18 protein-coding genes are annotated in these 17,628 nt (G+C 40.0%); 3 read left to right on the forward strand and 15 right to left on the reverse strand.

The annotated features are described in order from the left end of the window. Positions 1 to 222 precede the first annotated feature (222 nt). The 11 genes from BLW54_RS16615 to BLW54_RS16665 all read right to left on the reverse strand — a co-directional run bounded on the left by BLW54_RS16615 (position 223) and on the right by BLW54_RS16665 (position 11,952). Positions 223 to 1,281, reverse strand: a complete 1,059-nt coding sequence (locus tag BLW54_RS16615; RefSeq protein ID WP_035509688.1) for a bifunctional 3-deoxy-7-phosphoheptulonate synthase/chorismate mutase — start codon at positions 1,279 to 1,281, stop codon at positions 223 to 225. A 200-nt stretch (positions 1,282 to 1,481) separates the two neighbouring features. Then, positions 1,482 to 1,799, reverse strand: a complete 318-nt coding sequence (ytxJ, locus tag BLW54_RS16620) for a bacillithiol system redox-active protein YtxJ (RefSeq protein WP_035509690.1) — start codon at positions 1,797 to 1,799, stop codon at positions 1,482 to 1,484. Between the two features lie 66 nt (positions 1,800 to 1,865). After that, positions 1,866 to 2,291 (reverse strand): YtxH domain-containing protein, encoded by a 426-nt coding sequence (locus BLW54_RS16625; RefSeq protein WP_035509692.1) that lies wholly within the window; start codon positions 2,289 to 2,291, stop codon positions 1,866 to 1,868. 14 nt (positions 2,292 to 2,305) lie between these two features. Continuing rightward, the gene (locus BLW54_RS16630) at positions 2,306 to 2,725 is read right to left on the reverse strand and encodes a DUF948 domain-containing protein (RefSeq protein WP_035509694.1); all 420 of its coding nucleotides are present in this window, start codon (positions 2,723 to 2,725) and stop codon (positions 2,306 to 2,308) included. Between the two features lie 474 nt (positions 2,726 to 3,199). Continuing rightward, the gene (gene murC / locus BLW54_RS16635; RefSeq protein ID WP_074735983.1) at positions 3,200 to 4,495 is read right to left on the reverse strand and encodes a UDP-N-acetylmuramate--L-alanine ligase; all 1,296 of its coding nucleotides are present in this window, start codon (positions 4,493 to 4,495) and stop codon (positions 3,200 to 3,202) included. A gap of 199 nt (positions 4,496 to 4,694) precedes the next feature. Further along, positions 4,695 to 5,813 carry a nicotinate phosphoribosyltransferase gene (locus BLW54_RS16640; RefSeq protein ID WP_035509699.1) on the reverse strand — a complete coding sequence of 373 codons (1,119 nt, stop codon included), beginning with the start codon at positions 5,811 to 5,813 and terminating at the stop codon, positions 4,695 to 4,697. A gap of 106 nt (positions 5,814 to 5,919) precedes the next feature. Continuing rightward, complete coding sequence (locus BLW54_RS16645; RefSeq protein WP_074735986.1) at positions 5,920 to 8,715, reverse strand: DNA translocase FtsK; 2,796 nt, start codon at positions 8,713 to 8,715, stop codon at positions 5,920 to 5,922. Positions 8,716 to 8,869: 154 nt separating this feature from the next. Beyond that, a complete protein-coding gene (ytpR, locus tag BLW54_RS16650; protein WP_035509706.1) occupies positions 8,870 to 9,475 on the reverse strand; it encodes a YtpR family tRNA-binding protein in 606 nt (201 codons plus the stop codon). A gap of 3 nt (positions 9,476 to 9,478) precedes the next feature. Then, complete coding sequence (locus BLW54_RS16655; RefSeq protein WP_074735988.1) at positions 9,479 to 10,297, reverse strand: DUF1444 domain-containing protein; 819 nt, start codon at positions 10,295 to 10,297, stop codon at positions 9,479 to 9,481. 273 nt (positions 10,298 to 10,570) lie between these two features. Next, positions 10,571 to 10,888, reverse strand: coding sequence for a thioredoxin family protein (locus BLW54_RS16660; protein WP_074735991.1), 318 nt, complete (start codon positions 10,886 to 10,888; stop codon positions 10,571 to 10,573). Positions 10,889 to 10,923: 35 nt separating this feature from the next. Continuing rightward, a complete protein-coding gene (locus tag BLW54_RS16665) occupies positions 10,924 to 11,952 on the reverse strand; it encodes a PTS sugar transporter subunit IIC (protein WP_035509711.1) in 1,029 nt (342 codons plus the stop codon). Positions 11,953 to 12,619: 667 nt separating this feature from the next. Here BLW54_RS16665 and BLW54_RS16670 point away from each other — a divergent pair. Next, the gene (locus tag BLW54_RS16670) at positions 12,620 to 13,060 is read left to right on the forward strand and encodes a YtoQ family protein (protein WP_035509713.1); all 441 of its coding nucleotides are present in this window, start codon (positions 12,620 to 12,622) and stop codon (positions 13,058 to 13,060) included. A 196-nt stretch (positions 13,061 to 13,256) separates the two neighbouring features. Here the strand turns inward: BLW54_RS16670 and BLW54_RS16675 are convergent, their stop codons facing one another. Both BLW54_RS16675 and BLW54_RS16680 read right to left on the reverse strand, forming a co-directional pair. After that, positions 13,257 to 13,757, reverse strand: coding sequence for a DUF84 family protein (locus BLW54_RS16675; protein ID WP_035509847.1), 501 nt, complete (start codon positions 13,755 to 13,757; stop codon positions 13,257 to 13,259). Between the two features lie 153 nt (positions 13,758 to 13,910). Further along, positions 13,911 to 14,978: a M42 family metallopeptidase gene (locus BLW54_RS16680; protein ID WP_035509716.1), complete on the reverse strand. Its 1,068-nt coding sequence runs from the start codon at positions 14,976 to 14,978 to the stop codon at positions 13,911 to 13,913. Between the two features lie 151 nt (positions 14,979 to 15,129). On the opposite strand from BLW54_RS16680, the gene BLW54_RS16685 reads away from it, so the two are divergent. Next, the gene (locus tag BLW54_RS16685; RefSeq protein ID WP_035509717.1) at positions 15,130 to 15,447 is read left to right on the forward strand and encodes a PepSY domain-containing protein; all 318 of its coding nucleotides are present in this window, start codon (positions 15,130 to 15,132) and stop codon (positions 15,445 to 15,447) included. A 35-nt stretch (positions 15,448 to 15,482) separates the two neighbouring features. Here BLW54_RS16685 and BLW54_RS16690 read toward each other — a convergent pair whose 3' ends face one another. Further along, positions 15,483 to 16,340, reverse strand: coding sequence for a YtnP family quorum-quenching lactonase (locus BLW54_RS16690; protein ID WP_035509720.1), 858 nt, complete (start codon positions 16,338 to 16,340; stop codon positions 15,483 to 15,485). A gap of 67 nt (positions 16,341 to 16,407) precedes the next feature. Continuing rightward, a complete protein-coding gene (trmB, locus tag BLW54_RS16695) occupies positions 16,408 to 17,052 on the reverse strand; it encodes a tRNA (guanosine(46)-N7)-methyltransferase TrmB (protein WP_035509722.1) in 645 nt (214 codons plus the stop codon). A gap of 264 nt (positions 17,053 to 17,316) precedes the next feature. On the opposite strand from trmB, the gene BLW54_RS20785 reads away from it, so the two are divergent. After that, on the forward strand, positions 17,317 to 17,490 hold the full coding sequence (locus BLW54_RS20785) for a hypothetical protein (protein WP_167358833.1): 174 nt from the start codon (positions 17,317 to 17,319) through the stop codon (positions 17,488 to 17,490). Positions 17,491 to 17,628: the final 138 nt, after the last annotated feature.

Raw genomic sequence — 17,628 nt, forward strand, 5'->3', positions numbered from 1 at the left:
ATGACAGTTTCCGTATGGAATAAAAAAAGAAATAAGCTCATCCTCCAATTCGCTCTTGCCCATCATTATTTATCCAAGAATGGTTTAGAAAGTCCATTGAAATTGAACAGGCTCGTCTCCATTCAATACGGGAACAACAACCATAAATTTGATCATCTTAAACAAAAAAAGTTAGGCTAGTCTCCTAGCCTAACTGATATTATGATTTTTATCCGTCTTTTTTTACTTTCTTAACTCTTCCATGAAAGAGTGGAATGTCGGAATATCCATTTGTTGGGCTGAATCAGACAGTGCTACAGCAGGATCAGGGTGAACCTCTGCCATCACTCCATCTGCTCCAATTGCTAGTGCGGCTTTAGCAGCTGGAAGCAGCAAATCACGGCGACCCGTTGAGTGGGTTACATCGACCATTACCGGTAAGTGAGTTTCCTGTTTCAAGATTGGGACAGCGGATATATCCAGCGTATTCCGGGTCGCTTTTTCATAAGTCCGGATCCCACGCTCGCAAAGAATGATATTCTCATTCCCTCTTGAAATAATGTATTCAGCTGCATTAATGAACTCAGAAATCGTAGCTGACATTCCTCGTTTTAGCAACACTGGTTTATTTACGGAACCTGCGGCTTTAAGCAACTCAAAGTTTTGCATATTACGTGCTCCGATTTGAATTACATCCAGGTAATCTAATGCTTCCTCAAGGTCAGCAGGATTTACAATTTCACTAACTACTGCGAGATCCTGTTCATCTGCTGCTTGTTTCAACATTTTCAAACCTTCCAGGCCAAGGCCCTGGAAATCGTAGGGTGATGTTCTTGGTTTGAATGCACCTCCACGTAAGAGTTTTATTCCTTGATCCTTAACTGCTTTAGCTACAGTAGAAACCTGCTCATAGCTTTCTACTGCGCAAGGTCCCATGACAAAAGAAGGTGCACCGTTTCCAACCTTTTCTCCTTTAATTTCAACAACTGTGTCTTCAGGCTTCTTCTTCCTGGAAACAAGCAAAGCTTTCCTGTGATCATCTTCCTGAAGCTCCAAGGCAGCTTTGAAAATTTCTTTGAATAAGTGAACGATCGTTGAATCCTCGAAAGGACCGTTATTATGTTGAGACAATAGGTCTAGCATAGCTCTCTCTCTTACGGGATCAAAACGATTCATTCCTTGTTGTTCTTTGATCCTGCCAATATCCTTTACCAGATCACCGCGTTTATTGATTAAATTTAAAAGCTGTAAATTTACATCATCTAACTGGCTACGCAACTGGTCAAGCTTCTGATTACTCATTGTTTCGTCCCCCTACAAAGAATTTAGTAAAGTTAATTAGAAAGATAATTTAAATAATTAGGGACAATTATAGCTAATATTTCGACACTTGTCACCCCTGTAAAGGGTTTTCATTAAATTCTTTAGTAAAAGTTGCCCGCTCAGGGATTCTGATTCTTTGACATTAGTAATAAAGAGCTAGCTTTAGCATGTACATCCCCTTAAAGTTGGTTTAGTTTTTCTGAGGTAATGGCCGAGTGACTATCATGCCATACAGCTTCTCCTTCTTTAAATTGCAGAACTTGCGGCGACTCATGTCGTATCCCTGTAAAGTCCGCAATATGATTGGACAGCTCTCTTGCTTCCTGAACATAGAGGGAGAAGCAAGGTACGTCCGTTTCTTTCATAAAACGTTGATACTGCTCCTGAGCTAAACCACTAATAGGACAGGTCAAACTATGTTTCAGTAAAAAGAACTCCCCATACTGTTCTAAAACTTGTACAAATTCTTCCTTGGTTTTAATGACTTCGTGGCTCATACATTTACCTCCTAAAACAAAAAAGGAATGAAGGCTGAACGCTCAACCTTCATCCCTTCTTTAAAATTAAAGATTGGATGATGTCGTGGAATCTTGTTGCTTTTCAAGTTCCTGTGCAGCCTCTTCAATTGCTTCAGCAACTTCTTGGGCAGCTTTTTCAGCTTCATCTTCTTCACTAGTACGGAAATTCTTAACCTTATCTTTTACAACCCCGCTGAATTGTTGTGATTTCTCTGAAACGTTTTTAGATAATTGGGAAGAAGATTCGACGGCTTTGTTTTTCCACTCACCGCTTTTTTCGTAGGCAACATCTTTCCACTCACCGGCACGTTCTCTCCACTCATTAGAACTTGTATTAATGTCCTCTCTCAGTTCCCGACCTGATTTTGGGGCAAACAACAGGGCAACTGCTGCTCCTACTAACCCGCCAATTAAAGAACCTAGTACAAAATCTTTTCCACTGCCATTTTGGTGTTGTTGCTGTTGACTCATAATCGAATTCCTCCTTAAGGTTTAGTCTCTTCCTTTTTTGCTTTCTTCCATAAATTGATGGCCACCTGGCCCCACTTCATGGCTTGAGCTGCCGTATCCGTATTTTCATGGGCAGATTGAGTCAGTCCTCTGGATACAGACCGGATAGATTGATTGAACTCCTGAACAGTGTCCCCAATGCCTTTGACTCCATCAACTAAAGTATTAAGCTTTTGTGACTTCTCTCCGACATCTTCTGCTAGTTTATTGGTTTTATTCAAGAGCTCTGTAGTCTCTAAGGTGATCCCTTCCATTTGCTTTTCTACACCCTCAAGGGTGTCAGCAACATTGTTCATTGTACGGCGCACAGCCGTTAGCGTTCTCGCCAAGAAAATGACAAGAACAGCAAAAGCCACTGCTGCAATAAGTGCAGCAATGTACAGAATAATAATCATGCCCTGCACACTCCTTCTTATGTAATCAACACAGTTTAGTTTATACCCTAATTCAGGCATTTCTAAACGTGATGGCTACTATAAATGGACTTATTCGCTATTCATTCCCTAAATTCCTTCATGATAAAGGGATTTTAGACGAAAAAAGTTTCTTTAGATTGCAGCCTTTCGAAAACCCTTTCAAAATCCCCCAAAAATCTGAAATTAGGAAGTCGATGATGTATTTGGCTTACGTGTCCCACACTGGATTGTGAGCCCTTGTGGTTGATGCCGTAAACAAGCCGTCAGCCCCCGCCCACCTTTAAGCTGTACGGGAAAAGAACTTACAAACCAATATGTAAGCTTCCTTTATAAAGGAACAGATCCATTTTAGTACAATCTCTTTAATAAAGGAAACTAAAATTCTAACAACCCATTCATATACTACACAGCAAAGAAAAAACATGCGGCTTACCAATGAAGCCGCATGTTCAATTAGCTGCTCTGTTTTTCATAAGCTTCTTGGAATTTCTGAATATCTCCAGCTCCCATAAATAATAGTACACCATTATCATGGGCCGCAAGTTGCTCCGTATCTTCCAACTGTAATACATGGGAGTCCGGAATTAATTCTTGTAAGTGATCGATGGTCAGCTTCCCTTCATTTTCTCTTGCCGATCCAAAGATATCACAAAGATACACTTCATCAGCTTCTTTTAAACTCTCTGCAAATTCGTGAAGAAATGTTTTTGTCCTCGTGAATGTATGTGGCTGGAAAATGGCCACAACTGATCGATCTTTATATTTCTTACGTGCGGTTTCAATTGTTGCCGTAATTTCAATCGGGTGATGAGCATAATCGTCAACGAGAACCTGATCGTTCCATTGTTTTTCTGTAAACCTGCGTTTTACACCTTTAAATGTAGACAACTTCTTGATTTCTTCAGGCAGTAAGTTTTCGTAATGACACAAGGCAATCACGCTCAAAGCATTCAATACCGTATGATTACCATACTGAGGGATCGTAAACGTATCATAATAGTTATTACGGACAAAAACATCAAATGTTGTACCTTCAGATGTTTCTTTTATGTTTTGGGCCTGAAAATCATTCGTGTCTGCCAGTCCATAATATAAGACAGGGACATTAGCCTGGATATGCTGCAAATGCTCATCATCTCCACAGGCAATAATGCCTTTCTTCACTTGTTTGGCCATTTCCTGAAAAGCTTGAAACACATCATCAATGCTTTTGAAATAATCCGGATGATCAAAGTCAATATTCGTCATAATCGCATAATCTGGTTCATATGAAAGAAAATGACGACGATATTCACAAGCTTCAAACGCAAAATACTGGCTGTTCTCATGTCCTTTACCCGTACCATCCCCGATTAAATAAGATGTAGGGTAATTCTCTGATAGGACATGAGCCAACAATCCTGTTGTAGATGTCTTTCCATGAGCACCTGTAACCGCAACACTTGTATAGTTCTGCAGCCATTGCCCTAAAAATTCATGGTAGCGGTAGAAAGGAAGGCCCAGTTCTTTCGCTTTTACAATTTCTTCATGATCATCACTAAAAGCATTTCCAGCAATAATCGTTAAGCCTTCTGTAACATTGTCCTTTGTAAAAGGCATGATTTCTATATTCTTAGCTTCTAATACTTCTTGAGTAAAAAAACGTTTTTCAACATCTGATCCTTGAACTTTCTCCCCAGAATCGTGGAGAATCTGGGCAAGCGAACTCATTCCTGTTCCTTTGATACCAATGAAATGGTAAGTTGTCATAAACAAGAACCTCCAAAATAAAGTGGGTCACTTTAAGTATAGTGTATGTAATATTAATGAATATGCGATTTAAACTTCACAACTTTCATGAAGGATGAATTTAGCATTATCCTATCATATCACGGAATTGACTTCATAAAAAGTAGATGGAACCCATTAAAAAGGCACAAACGAAACGACGTCCGTGCCTTTTTAATGGTCATGAATCATCTCGTCCAGTATATTCCACATATTCCAATCGCGGGTTATGTTTATACCTTCTGCCTTCTTTTGCTTCCGGCTCCCCATCAATGATGACATTATCCCCTGTAAAGCCGATGCCAATCTTCAATAGGCTTCCCCCTACACCATACATATCTACAGGGACTTTCTTCTCTTCAAATGCACGAATACGCTCCTCAGTAAAACCACCACTTACAACAATTTTTACATGACGGAAGCCTTCCTGATCAAGAGATCGTCTAAGAGCAAAAATCAACTCTGGATTCACACCTCGCGGGTCAAAGGTTCCCATTAAATGTTGGTTTCTAAGGAAGTACTTGTCCACTAAATTCCTTGAAGTATCCAGACGTACACCTTTCAATTCATCCCCAAATTCGCGAGCGACTTTCAAAGAGTCCGTGATAACATCATTATTATAGTCCACCAATGCCATAAGCTGGTCATCTGGAAACTGTTGGTGGTAGGCCCTGGTTGCAGCCACCACATCACCTTTAAACATTTGAATTAATGCATGAGGCATGGTGCCCATACCTTCTTTTCCCCACCACTCATTCATCGCATGGGTAGCTTGTGCTGTGGAACCCCCGATGAATGCCGAATAACCATCACCTGATTGCTGAGTAAAGTGGTCGTCACGATCACCCATGAAGATAATTGGCTTTTGTTTACCAGAAAAGCGCGCTGCTTTTACAACATTATAAACATTTGTAGCAACAGACGTTCGTCTCGCTAAAATACCGTCAATAATACCTTCTAAAAAACCAAAATATTGATACGGCCCCGTGACAGTGAGAACCGTTTCATATGGACTGATTTTGTCTCCATCTTTCAGAGAATAGATCTCCAGTTCTTCCGGATGTTCAGCAAACGTGTGGATTAAGGCAATCACTTCATCCGTTCCACAAAGAACAGCATGATCTTTCTGGAAAAATTGCATAGTTACTTTATTATTTGGTAAGTTTTTCTCTACTATATCTCTTGTTTTCAAGAAATAAACAGCAGAAAACCATCCTTCAGCTACCCGCTCATCAAATTTAAATGTTTTATTAGTTAACCGGCTGATTTCCCCGTTTAACTTCAATGCTATTTCCTTCATGGCTTAACTCCTTAAACATAGAGGTCAGTGTATTTCTGTAATTATTCATAGTCCATCATATAAAATTGAGAAGTTTTGCACAAGTTTTTTGCCGGATTGAATCGATTCACTCCATCATTTCGTCAATTTGCTGCTTCGTCAACAAAATATCTCTCGGCTTACTTCCTTTTTGCTCGGAAATTATTCCATAAGCCTCCATTTGGTCAATCAGTCGAGCTGCACGATTATAGCCTACTTTGAACCTTCGCTGGATTAAAGATGCACTAGCCCCGTTCTGATCAATAACGAAATCGACAGCTTCATCAAATAATTCATCCGTCTCTTCTTCTGTTGAAACCTGCTTCATTAATTCTTCTTGATGGAACAAGTATTGAGGCGGAGCTATTTTTTTCACATAATTTGTTACCCGTTCAATTTCATTGTCGGAAACAAAAGCACCTTGAATTCGGACGGGCTGACCGGAACCATTCTCTACAAACAGCATGTCGCCTTTGCCAAGAAGCTTCTCAGCTCCACCGGAATCAATGATTGTCCGTGAATCGACTTGTGAGGACACACTAAAAGCGATTCTTGTCGGAATGTTTGCTTTGATTAACCCTGTTATAACATCGACTGATGGGCGCTGAGTCGCTAAAAGAAGGTGAATTCCACAGGCCCTTGCTTTTTGGGCAATTCGACATATCGCATCTTCCACATCCTGCGGAGAAACCATCATTAAATCAGCAAGCTCATCAATAACAATGACTAAATAGGGAAGCTTTTCAGATCTTCTGTTTTGTTTCATCATCTTTTCGTTATAACGCTCGACGTCCCGAACGCCTTCTTCAACGAATTTTTCATATCGTTCTTCCATTTCTTTTACGGCCCACTTCAATGCCGTTGTAGCAGCCTTAACATCTGTAATAACTGGTGAAACAAGATGAGGAAGCTCATTATATGGCGCCAGTTCAACCATTTTCGGGTCAATAAGTAAGAATTTCACATCCTCATGGTGTGCTTTATACAAGAGGCTTACCAAAATGGTATTAATGCAGACACTCTTTCCTGAGCCTGTAGCACCAGCAATTAAACCGTGAGGCATTTTCTTCAGGTTGGTAACTATGGATTCCCCGCCAATATCCAGCCCTAAACCTACGGACAATGGAGAAGGGTCATCCATAAATGCTTCCGACTCAAATATCTCCTGCAATCCGACCATCGTCGATTGATGGTTTGGAACTTCAATACCTATCGCTTGTTTACCAGGAATCGGTGCCTCAATTCGTATATCTTTAGCCGCCATACTAAGCTTGATATCATCTGTAAGATTGGTTATTTTACTTACTTTCACACCTGGTTCTGGTTGAACTTCAAATCTTGTAACTGTAGGACCTTTCATTGCATTGACGACTTTTGCCCTTACATGAAAGTGGCGTAATGTCGTTTCCAGTAGTTCCATTTGTTCGGTGGTCCAGCTATCATCCTCTGAGGATCGACGAACGGGGTCCTCAAGCAAGTGTAAAGGAGTTTGATACTCCACTCGTTCTGATAGATCCTCTTGACTTTCTGTTTTTAAGGTTTCTTGTTTATCTTCACTATGCTGCTCTTCTTCCACCGATTGTTTTTTTATATGGTCCCGGTTCCTTTTATCACGCGGAGTCATCAGAACGTTAAAAGGAACACTCCGCTTCCGTCCTTCTTTTTTCGGTGTCTTTTTTTCTGCTTGCGAAGTAGATTCCACCTCACCTTGGTTATCTGTATGAGGCTTTTCATCCTTTTTAGGTTTTTCTACCTGCTCTTGTTGATACATTTCTGCCTCATTGATTGCATTCTCATTTTGGGAAGAAGCCTGATCCTCCCTCATTTCCTCTTCACTCTCAAAAAAACTCTCTTCCGTATGCTCTAATTCAGAAGAAGATTCTTCTTCTGAATACGTAACGAGAGAAGGCTCATCTGATGATTCTTCCGATACATCCATTTGGGAAGAGGATTCCTCAGACACAAGTTCTTCCTTACTATTTTCACCCTCAGAACTTATCTCCGACTCCCACTCGTCCGCTATATATTCTTCCGTAGAAGGTTGTTCTTTTCTGTCAAGGTTATTTTCTGTTTCCACCTTAGATGCAGGTTCGTCCCCCAGAATAAACTCAGATTCTTCTGTGCTTTTCTTCACCGAAGATTCCTCAAATGCTATCCCTTCATCTTCAGCTGGTTCCATGCTTTCAGAAGATGGAGACTTGCTCCCCTGCACTTTTTCTGTTTCCTCTTTCTTTCCTTCCACGTCGAACTTAAGATCTGTTTCATTCTTATTTGTCCAGGTCGCTTCCTCTGTAGCCGCTTTCTCTTGTTCAGCAAGTTCATGGTCACCAAGTTCATGGATTTCAGGAGTTGATGCGGGCTTGGAACTTTCTTCATCAACCCTCGCCCTCATCCGTTTACGCAAATCCTGCCATTGTTTCTCATCATTAGAATCGGTAAAGAATTCTGGCTGTGATTGTTGCTCCTCCACCGCATATTCTAAGTTCTGCAGACCTTTCGTTAATTGTCTGTTTTGATACCCATAGATTGGTGAGGGAACATCAGTGGGTGTGAAAGGAACGGAAGATGTTTCAGGTAATTCCTGCGCTTCCTTTTTATCCTTCGTTCTTTTCTCTCTTTGAAAAAACCTATCCTGAGGGGGATCATTTTCAACAGGCTTCTTCCTGCGTGGACGCTCCCTTTGATAAGATTCACTTTGACTGCCCCCTGGACCATCAGGGATTACAGGAAAACGGAACTCCCCTTGCTTCGGATATCGGTAAGTCATTTTAGTTTTTGCGTTAACTTCATGCTTCTCTTCTTTATTATTATGTAACGTCTGCTGTTCGCTATTTTCTTCTGAATCAAATAAACGTTTCATTTTATTTTTAAAGTCTTTCCACATTACGTTCACTCTCTTTTCAAGTTTTAAATCATTTCTATGATTATCCCTATTTTAACAGGTTTGAGGCATTGGTTGGTTTACAATACCTTTAAAAGTGACTTTTGAATCAAAAAAAGCAAAGCAGCTGGGCTACTTTGCTTATCTTTTGTTTCTTTTAGAATTCAAACGGCTGACCGACCTCGTATTTTTCATCAAGCACCAGAATTCCTTTTTCTTTTGGTGCATCTGGTAAATTCAGTTCTTTGGCAGAGCAAATCATACCAGTGGAAGGAACGCCTCTTAATTTGGCATCTTTTATTTTCATACCGCCTGGCATAATAGCGCCCACTTTAGCCACAACGACCTTCTGTCCCTGGTCAATATTCGGTGCTCCACAAACAATTTGGAGAGTCTCATCGCCTATATCAACTTGACAAACGCTCAACTTATCGGCATTTTCATGGGCTTCTTTTTCTTTAACATATCCAACAACAAACTTAGGGGTCAAATCAAAGTCCAGCACGTCATCCAATTGGTTTTGTGTGAAAAGTTCTTTAATAGGAGATAGCATTTCCTCTGTGAGACGCATTTTTCCATTTCCATCAATATTAAAGTATTTAGAAGCATTAAAAATGTTATAACCGAGCAAGGAACCATCCTCACGGTCCGTTATTTTCACTACATCTCCATACGTTTCCTGCTTGAATGTGTCCCTGTTGCCTTCTTTAATAGGGATAATCAAAACATCACCAATGCCTTGCTGATTGTAAAATACATCCATGTACTACTCTTCCTTTCGATCCTTTTTCGGTTTCTTTTGGGCAAGAATGAATATCGGCTCCAACTGTTTATCTTCGTATAAGAAAGATAAAGAGGTTACCGGAACCGTTCCTTCCGCAAAAAACTTCATAGCCATCTGAGCTAATATATCATACCCTTCAGGATTTTGAATATCAGCAAAAATAATAACATCTTGATGCGGAATACTTATGGCAAGCTCCCCTTTAAACTCCGCTTTCAACTTCTCCAGTAAAGCTTCGTTTAAAATCCTGCTCGCATCATAGCCATCTCTTAGTGAATGGAAATAGAAGTCATTTCCATAAACATGATCTTTTTTCATTTCGACAGGGAGGGATCGTACGTTAAAACCAGCCACTTCCTTGATTCTCTCAAGTGTCCACCCTTCATCTTCAAGCATCTTTTCATCAATTAACTGATAAGACTTTCCAAGATCCAAAGCGTAGTAAATGCGTGTTTCTGCTGTATGATCGGCAAAAACCAATTTCTTTCCCTGCTCCGTTTCCGTTGGGAAGGAAGCCGCTCTTATAACCGGGAATATATGCTGCTCTTTTCCTGTTAATTTATGCTTTTCATTCATCACTCGAAGGGCTTCTCTTACATGATCTTCAAGTTCATCCACCGCTTCTTCTCCACGAGATTCGAATTTGGAGATGACATTAGGCAACGTAATGGTAATCCCTTTACCAGAATCATTCCACTCAATTCGGAATGTATCTTTATCTCTATTGAATGTCGTTTTCCATTGGTCATTCGCAAGACGTTCTTCTAATTTTCTTTTCATTTTAATACTTGTCATCTTCATGTTTTTTCCTCCTTTAATGTTGGAAGAAAGAGTACGATTCTTTAAACCATATTGAATTCTATTATACACATTTATACCTTCAGAATAAAAGTGCCAGCTCTATAGCTTATAAACTTTTTGAAAATGATCATTCAGGGCTTTATATAAAGAGATTTGCGATGGGTAAAAACTTAATATTTTCTCTGGAACAAAAGTTCAAAACACCTAGCTTATCTCCGACCTGCCTATGGAATGACTAAAAAGAACAGGCTGTGTTTTGCACAGCCTGTCCCTTTATTGGTCCAGCTTAGTAATGAATTCTTCTATTTCTTCTTTTGTCTTTCGGTCTTTACTTACAAAACGTCCGACTTCTTCTCCTTCTTTGAAGGCCAAGAAACTTGGAATACCGAACACATCGTTTTCTGCACAAATGTGAATAAATTGATCACGGTCAACGTACACAAATGTCCAGTCAGAATATTGTTCTTCCAGTTCAGGAAGGAAAGGCTCGATTACTCTGCAGTCCGGGCACCAATCGGCAGAAAAAAGAAAAATAACAGATTCATTATTTGTAAGGTCTTTCATTTGTTGGTCTGATTCTAATGTAAGCATGATTATAGCACCTCCACCGTTATTCTAGCATAAGGTCAATCGTATTCGATAGTAAGGTCACCTGGATTAATCCAGCCCTTCTTTCTAAACCAGAATGCAAAAGTATAGCTGATCAAAGCAGGTCCAAGAAAGTGAAGAATAACAACCATACAAAAAATTTCCCAGGAAAAGCCCATCGAATCGAATGTCATAATTTGCCCTATAAATCCACTTGTCCCCATTCCAGCCCCAGCTGAGTTATTTTCAACGTTCAACCAAACAGTAGCTACGGGGGCTAAAATAGCTCCTGCCATTGTTGGTGGAACTATAATAATCGGTTTTCTCATAACATTTGCAATTTGCAACATAGATGTACCTATTCCTTGAGCCAGCGCTCCACCAAAGCCATTATCCTTGTAACTTATTGTGGCAAAACCGATCATTTGTGCAGCACACCCTACTGTAGCTGCACCGGCTGCTAAACCATCTAATGACAACATCAACGCAATGGCAAGACTAGAAATAGGTGCCGTTAAGGCCATCCCCATTAATACAGCAACAAGAACTCCCATAATAATTGGCTGTTGCTGAGTTGCCCAGTTAATGATAGATCCAATACCTGTCATAAATTTCCCAATGGGAGCTCCAACCCATGCCCCCACTACATAACCAACAATGATAGTAGTGAAAGGAGTCAAGATAATATCAATTTTCGTTTCTTTACTGACAATTTTCCCGAATTCTGTAGCTGCTACAGCGGCAATATATCCCCCTGCAGGCCCCCCCAGTTCTGCACCAGAAGCTCCACTGAATAGTGCGGCAAATATGACAAGCGGTGGAGCTTTCAGCCCATATGCTATGGCTGCCCCGATCGCTCCTCCCCATATTTTTGTATCCATTGCAAATGTACCCATTTCAACAAAAGAGTCAGAGATCATCAGGATATCCGTTTGTTCTCCGATAGTCTTAATAATTAAACCTATAATTAGAGATGAAAACAGACCTAAAGCCATATAGCTCAAAGCAGTCACGAAATAGGCTTGAAATGAAAGTTCTATTCCCTTTCTCTTCAAAAAGCGATTCATTTATAAACCTCCCCCTGTTACCCCTATCAATAATACACATAATCCCGACAGGTGTAAATACACTAAAGCGTTTGAGTTTAAGTGATATAGAGCACAACTGTATCAACAAACTCTATTGTCTCACCAGATAAAAAGTTCTATGTTAATAAGTGCATAAAGAAATAGGTAACATTTTTAAGGGGACATCAAATGATGTCGATTAGAGGCGGGATGTGATTTCCTTTAATTTCGTATCTTGTTGGCTTACTTGTGAACTTTGTTTTTCTCCATACTTTTTTCAAGAACAACCGGAGAAAACACAGCGTACGGAGCGGATCACACACTCTCTCTGTCCGACAGCCAGGAAATTAACCATTTAATGTCTGATATGCTGCTAGACCACAGGAATTCTTCAGGGATCTAAGCGCAGAACAAGGGGGGAGGCTGATTAAAATCATTCCGTTCACTTATTACCAAACCACTCTCATCTCGTTGAATCCCTTATAATCAATGCCTATGATGCGCAAACCTTCTTCCTCAGTAAAACCACTAGTTTATACACATTAACCAAAGAATCTAATTTAGTGATCGAGAAGAAATCCATTCAAAGAAGTCCATTCCTCTTACTGGACTTCCTTTTGAACTTCTTCCATACTAATATCAAAAGAACTTTAAGGAGGTCATTTATATGGCACTATCCGTGTATCTTGCAGGTCAAATTCATGATGATTGGCGTAATGAAGTGCGAAAAAAAGCCGAACAAAAAGCTCTACCCCTCCATTTTACAGGTCCTCAGGAGGACCATAGTCTATCTGATGATATCGGAGAAAAAATCCTTGGGGAACAACCATCAAAAGAATATCATGATGATGCAGCATCAAGCATAAATAACTTCAGAACTCGAATTTTGCTCCAAAAGGCTGATGTTGTCATCGCTTATTTTGGTGAATCCTATAAACAGTGGAATACAGCCCTTGATGCTGGTTCAGCCATTCAAGCAGGAAAGCCACTTATTTTAATCAGACCTGATTCTCTTATCCACCCTCTCAAAGAACTGTCAAACCAAGCGGATGTAACAGTGAAAACGATCGATCAAGCTCTGGAAGTACTTGCTTACTTGTATAAATAAGCGTCCTAGTTTTGTCAAAGGGCAGACCACCGTGAAATACTTACAAGAAAAAAGGTACTGGAGTTGAATAATACCCAGTATAAAAAATTACCCACAATTAAGGGGTTTATAATTTCCTAGACCACAAAAAAACTTGTAGAGAAATAATGAGTTCTCTACAAGCCGAAGGATGCATCGAAAAGCGGATGCATCCTTTTTAATGATTATAGGTCCATTGACCTTTCAATAGTTTAACTACGTGAGTAAACATTTCTTCTCTTTGAATGGCCCCATTGGTAAAAATACCAATTGCGCCTTCATTTTTTCTGACATCGTGCTTTTTAGTGAATTCGTCCATGACGTCTCCAAGTTCTTTTCCCTTTTCCAAATCCCTTTTAATCTCCTCAGGAAGTAAAATACGAGCACCACTTGCTGTATAAATATTTTCTTTATTATCCACTAATGCTCCCCAATTACACAGGTAAAGATCATCGTCAATTTCCATCACTCCACCTTCGAGACCAATTCCTAAATAGGCTTTATTATGAGAAGCACATTCCCTTGCCCGATTGATAGCTCCCTCCAGCGTCTCTTCATCAGAAAAAGGTTGTGCAGCCACCTTCGATTCAACTTCTATTCCTATGGCTTCCATTTCTGGGAACACACTTTTAACAGATTCTATTTTTGTAGGGTTTTGTGATCCAACATAGATTTTCAGCATAGCGAGTACTTTTCTCCTTCTCTAGCCGTTTACTGCCATTATTTCTTTCACTTGACCTCTTCATACAAAATGATTGGAATCAACGTGATGTCTACCTATTCTAGCACAAACTCAACCCTGCTGACATCAGTTTGCGTGACCGGAATGAGTTTATACGTTGCGTCTGATTTGATCAACTGTATTCTGGTCTGTAGTCTTTACAAGATGAACAAGTAATTCTTTTGCTGCTGCATAATCATCTACGTGAATAATAGAGGAAGAGGTATGAATATAGCGAGAGCAAATTCCGACCACAGCAGACGGAACTCCATTGTTTGCCATATGAACTCTCCCTGCATCTGTGCCTCCTTGAGACACGAAATATTGATAAGGGATATCATGGGTTTCTGCCGTGTCCAAAATAAATTCCCTGATGCCGCGGTGAGTGACCATAGAGCGATCAAGAATCCTCAGTAGCGCCCCTTTTCCAAGTTGGCCAAACTCTTTTTTATCCCCGCTCATATCATTGGCAGGGGAAGCATCCAGGGCATAGAAGATATCCGGATCAATCATATTAGCTGCTACCTGTGCTCCCCGTAGTCCCACTTCCTCCTGAACAGTAGCTCCAGAGTAGAGCTTATTCGGTGTCTCCTGTCCCTGAAGGTCCTTCAAAAGTTCGATGGAAAGACCACAGCCATAACGATTATCCCATGCCTTGGCTAACACTTTCTTTTCATTAGCCATTGGAGTAAATGGACAAATAGGTACGATCGACTGCCCAGGTTTGATTCCAATATTTTGGGCGTCTTCTTTATCATCTGCACCGATATCGATCAACATGTTTTTTATTTCCATTGGTTTTTTTCGCTGCTCAGGGGTTAGATTATGGGGAGGAATAGAGCCGATTACACCTACGACAGGGCCCTTTTCTGTTATCACTTGTACACGCTGGGCAAGCATCACTTGGTTCCACCAGCCTCCAAGGGTTTGAAATCGAAGCATGCCATTCTCTGTAATTTGAGTTACCATGAATCCGACTTCATCCATGTGACCCGCTACCATTACCGTTGGACCATTGCCATTCTTTAATCCAAAAACACCACCAAGACGGTCTTGAACAATCTCATCCGAATACTTCTCAAGTTCTTGTCTCATGAACTGACGAACATGGTGTTCATTTCCTGGTGCACCAGGAAGTTCAGTCAATGTTTTAAACAGATTTTGTGTATCTTGATTCATATGTACATCTCCTTTTTTGGCTTCTTTCCATAGTTTAACGGAATTTTGAAAACGTTTCTACAAATGAAACACGTTTATCAGTTTTGATTTCCTTTTAACGGGTAAATTTAGTATACTTGGATTTAGAAATAAGTTGTGAGGTGATTGGTTTATGAATTGGAAAAAAGTCGCACTAGCTGCTGGTGTAGGAGCATTAGCTGGCTATGTTGTAAAAGAACAAATAAGCAATGGTCAAGGAGTAACACCCGAAAAAGCACTAAAAATTGCAAAGGAAGCTTTTAAAAAACAAGGACCGATCAGTGGATCCTGGATCTACATGAAGCCTGAAGAACTAAACAAGAACGGAATCAACTATGATGTGTACCGTGGTGGAATTTCAAAAAACCAGGATGGAGAAACCTCCCAATTTGAATTTTATATTGATACGGAAACAGGAACCATCGTTGACGTTGCTGAAACCACTGCTTAGAGATTGAAATACCCTCGTAGAAACGAGGGTATTTTTTATACATTATAGGTGTGTTTTTTCTGCTTCCGCTCATCTATTATTTTTCCTTCTTCGTCAAATTTCAATGCCCTGTAGATAGCATCATGATAAAAAACATACCACGCACTTCTTTGATAACCATAATCCATCCATTTTTTCTTCTCATGGACTGATGTCACGGGATAATCATCATAGGCAAGCGCCCATAAAACATTTTGATGCGCATGGGTAGGCATAAGATCAGCCATGTGGATAAAAACATCGTGTCCATCTTCAAACGTGAGTATAGAATGGCCATTGCTGTGCCCGCTCGTATGAATCATTTTCAGACCGGGGGCAACTTCCAGCGATTCAGCAAATGTATGTACCTGACCTTCGACCGCCTTCCAATTGGCTTCCCAATACGTATTCTTTGATCTCATGTTAGGTTGACGCATTTCTTCCCATTCCGTTTCACTTGTATAAATAGTTGCATTAGGAAAAGTAGGCACAAGTGTCTCCCCTTCCCAGCGAGTCAACCCACAAGCATGATCAAAGTGGAGATGAGTCATGAGTACAGCATCAATATCCTCTGGTTTTAAGCCTATTTCATCCAAACACTGAGTAACCGATGATTCTTCCCATACTCCAAAATTACGTTTTTGCTTTTCGTTCATTTTTTCATTACCAATCCCTGCGTCCACCAACATTCTTTTCCCGTCAACCTCTAATAAAATCGGGTCTGTTCGTAATTCAATTTGATTGCGATCATTCACAGGGTATTTTTTACTCCACAAGGGTTTTGGAACGACGCCAAACATCGCTCCGCCATCCATGTGGGTTACCCCTCCATACAACCATGTTAATGAAGCACGTCCGATTTTCATATGTTCCACCGGAAATCCCCTCCCATACAAAGATAGCTCTAGTTTATCATACCAACTAGAGCTATTGAAAACGTTATCATGAGGTGAATCGTGCTGTACAGCGGTAGATAGGTTGTCCTTTAGCTGAGAACTTCTCCTCATATTCAGTTGTGACGTTTAAAGGGTCTTCCTTAGCATGGAGATCGACAGACACATCTTCCAGAACCATTCCATAATTTGAAAAACTAACAAGAGAATACTCAAAAAGACCCTTGTTGTCTGTTTTCAATGTAACGGCTCCTCCTGGTTTTAAAACAGCTTCATATTGTTCTAAAAATGTATGGAAAGTTAAACGTCTTTTTTCATGTTTATTTTTGGGCCAAGGATCGGAGAAGTTCAAGTAAATATGATCCACTTCATTGTCCTCAAACAAGTCCCTCAAATCCTTCGCATTTTCGTTAACCATTCGTACGTTATCCGTTTCAGCATCAAGGACCTTTTTCACGGCCCCAACAATCACACTTTTAACGAATTCTAATCCGATAAAATTCATTTCTGGATGTTGCTTGCCCATCCCTGCAATGAACTGTCCTTTTCCTGAACCTATTTCTAAATGTAAGGGTTGTTCTTTGTCGTGGAACAGACCTTTCCATTTCCCTTTCATATTAAATGGTTCCTGGACAACAACTTCGTCATGCTCTCTCAAAAAGTCGTCTGCCCATGGTTTATTTCTCAATCGCATGTATGGAACTCCTCCTTCTTATCGTTAAAATGGTACCACGAAGCTGTTAAATTTTAAAATTTTTTTCATTTCTCGTGTTACTTGAGGAAAAACAGCTGTAACACTCCTATTTAGGACAATGAAAGAGCTAACTTTTCCCTAGCAGCATTCTTCCATAAAAAAGTGGGATTATCCATGGTTAGAGGGTTTGTCATGTAAGCGCTTACTGATTTAGTATTAAAAACGTGCTTTTATAAATAAAAAATAGGAGTGATGATCAAACTTATGAAATTATTCGCTAAAATGATGGAAGTGTCTGTAATAGCTGTTTTCTCTGTACTATTCGCTGGTTACGCTTTGTTTATATATCCTTTTGAGAAATTAGCAGAAATGATGAGTGCCGAAGTTAAAGAAAAGAAACTTAAATATACACCAGCCACAGAGAAAACCGTTGCCTAACAGCTTCGGTTTTTTTGTTTATCTGTATTTCCATAGGACAAGAGTTCACTAACACCCTTATCCTCTTCCCCTTTTTTATTTCAATATCGAACCTTCCCCACATTTAATATCCCCCATAAAAAAGTCCGTCTTTAATAT

The sequence above is a fragment of the Halobacillus karajensis genome, from assembly GCF_900108515.1.
Lineage (GTDB): Bacteria > Bacillota > Bacilli > Bacillales > Halobacillaceae > Halobacillus > Halobacillus karajensis.

Coding starts and splice junctions, on each gene's coding strand:
- BLW54_RS16680 (WP_035509716.1), bottom strand. CDS start 14,978: ATGAATCAAGATACACAAAATCTGTTTAAAACATTGACTGAACTTCCT.
- BLW54_RS16685 (WP_035509717.1), top strand. CDS start 15,130: ATGAATTGGAAAAAAGTCGCACTAGCTGCTGGTGTAGGAGCATTAGCT.
- BLW54_RS16670 (WP_035509713.1), top strand. CDS start 12,620: ATGGCACTATCCGTGTATCTTGCAGGTCAAATTCATGATGATTGGCGT.
- trmB (WP_035509722.1), bottom strand. CDS start 17,052: ATGCGATTGAGAAATAAACCATGGGCAGACGACTTTTTGAGAGAGCAT.
- ytxJ (WP_035509690.1), bottom strand. CDS start 1,799: ATGAGCCACGAAGTCATTAAAACCAAGGAAGAATTTGTACAAGTTTTA.
- ytpR (WP_035509706.1), bottom strand. CDS start 9,475: ATGGATGTATTTTACAATCAGCAAGGCATTGGTGATGTTTTGATTATC.
- BLW54_RS16660 (WP_074735991.1), bottom strand. CDS start 10,888: ATGCTTACATTAGAATCAGACCAACAAATGAAAGACCTTACAAATAAT.
- BLW54_RS16655 (WP_074735988.1), bottom strand. CDS start 10,297: ATGAAGATGACAAGTATTAAAATGAAAAGAAAATTAGAAGAACGTCTT.
- BLW54_RS16615 (WP_035509688.1), bottom strand. CDS start 1,281: ATGAGTAATCAGAAGCTTGACCAGTTGCGTAGCCAGTTAGATGATGTA.
- murC (WP_074735983.1), bottom strand. CDS start 4,495: ATGACAACTTACCATTTCATTGGTATCAAAGGAACAGGAATGAGTTCG.
- BLW54_RS16625 (WP_035509692.1), bottom strand. CDS start 2,291: ATGAGTCAACAGCAACAACACCAAAATGGCAGTGGAAAAGATTTTGTA.
- BLW54_RS20785 (WP_167358833.1), top strand. CDS start 17,317: ATGAAATTATTCGCTAAAATGATGGAAGTGTCTGTAATAGCTGTTTTC.
- BLW54_RS16630 (WP_035509694.1), bottom strand. CDS start 2,725: ATGATTATTATTCTGTACATTGCTGCACTTATTGCAGCAGTGGCTTTT.
- BLW54_RS16665 (WP_035509711.1), bottom strand. CDS start 11,952: ATGAATCGCTTTTTGAAGAGAAAGGGAATAGAACTTTCATTTCAAGCC.
- BLW54_RS16645 (WP_074735986.1), bottom strand. CDS start 8,715: ATGTGGAAAGACTTTAAAAATAAAATGAAACGTTTATTTGATTCAGAA.
- BLW54_RS16640 (WP_035509699.1), bottom strand. CDS start 5,813: ATGAAGGAAATAGCATTGAAGTTAAACGGGGAAATCAGCCGGTTAACT.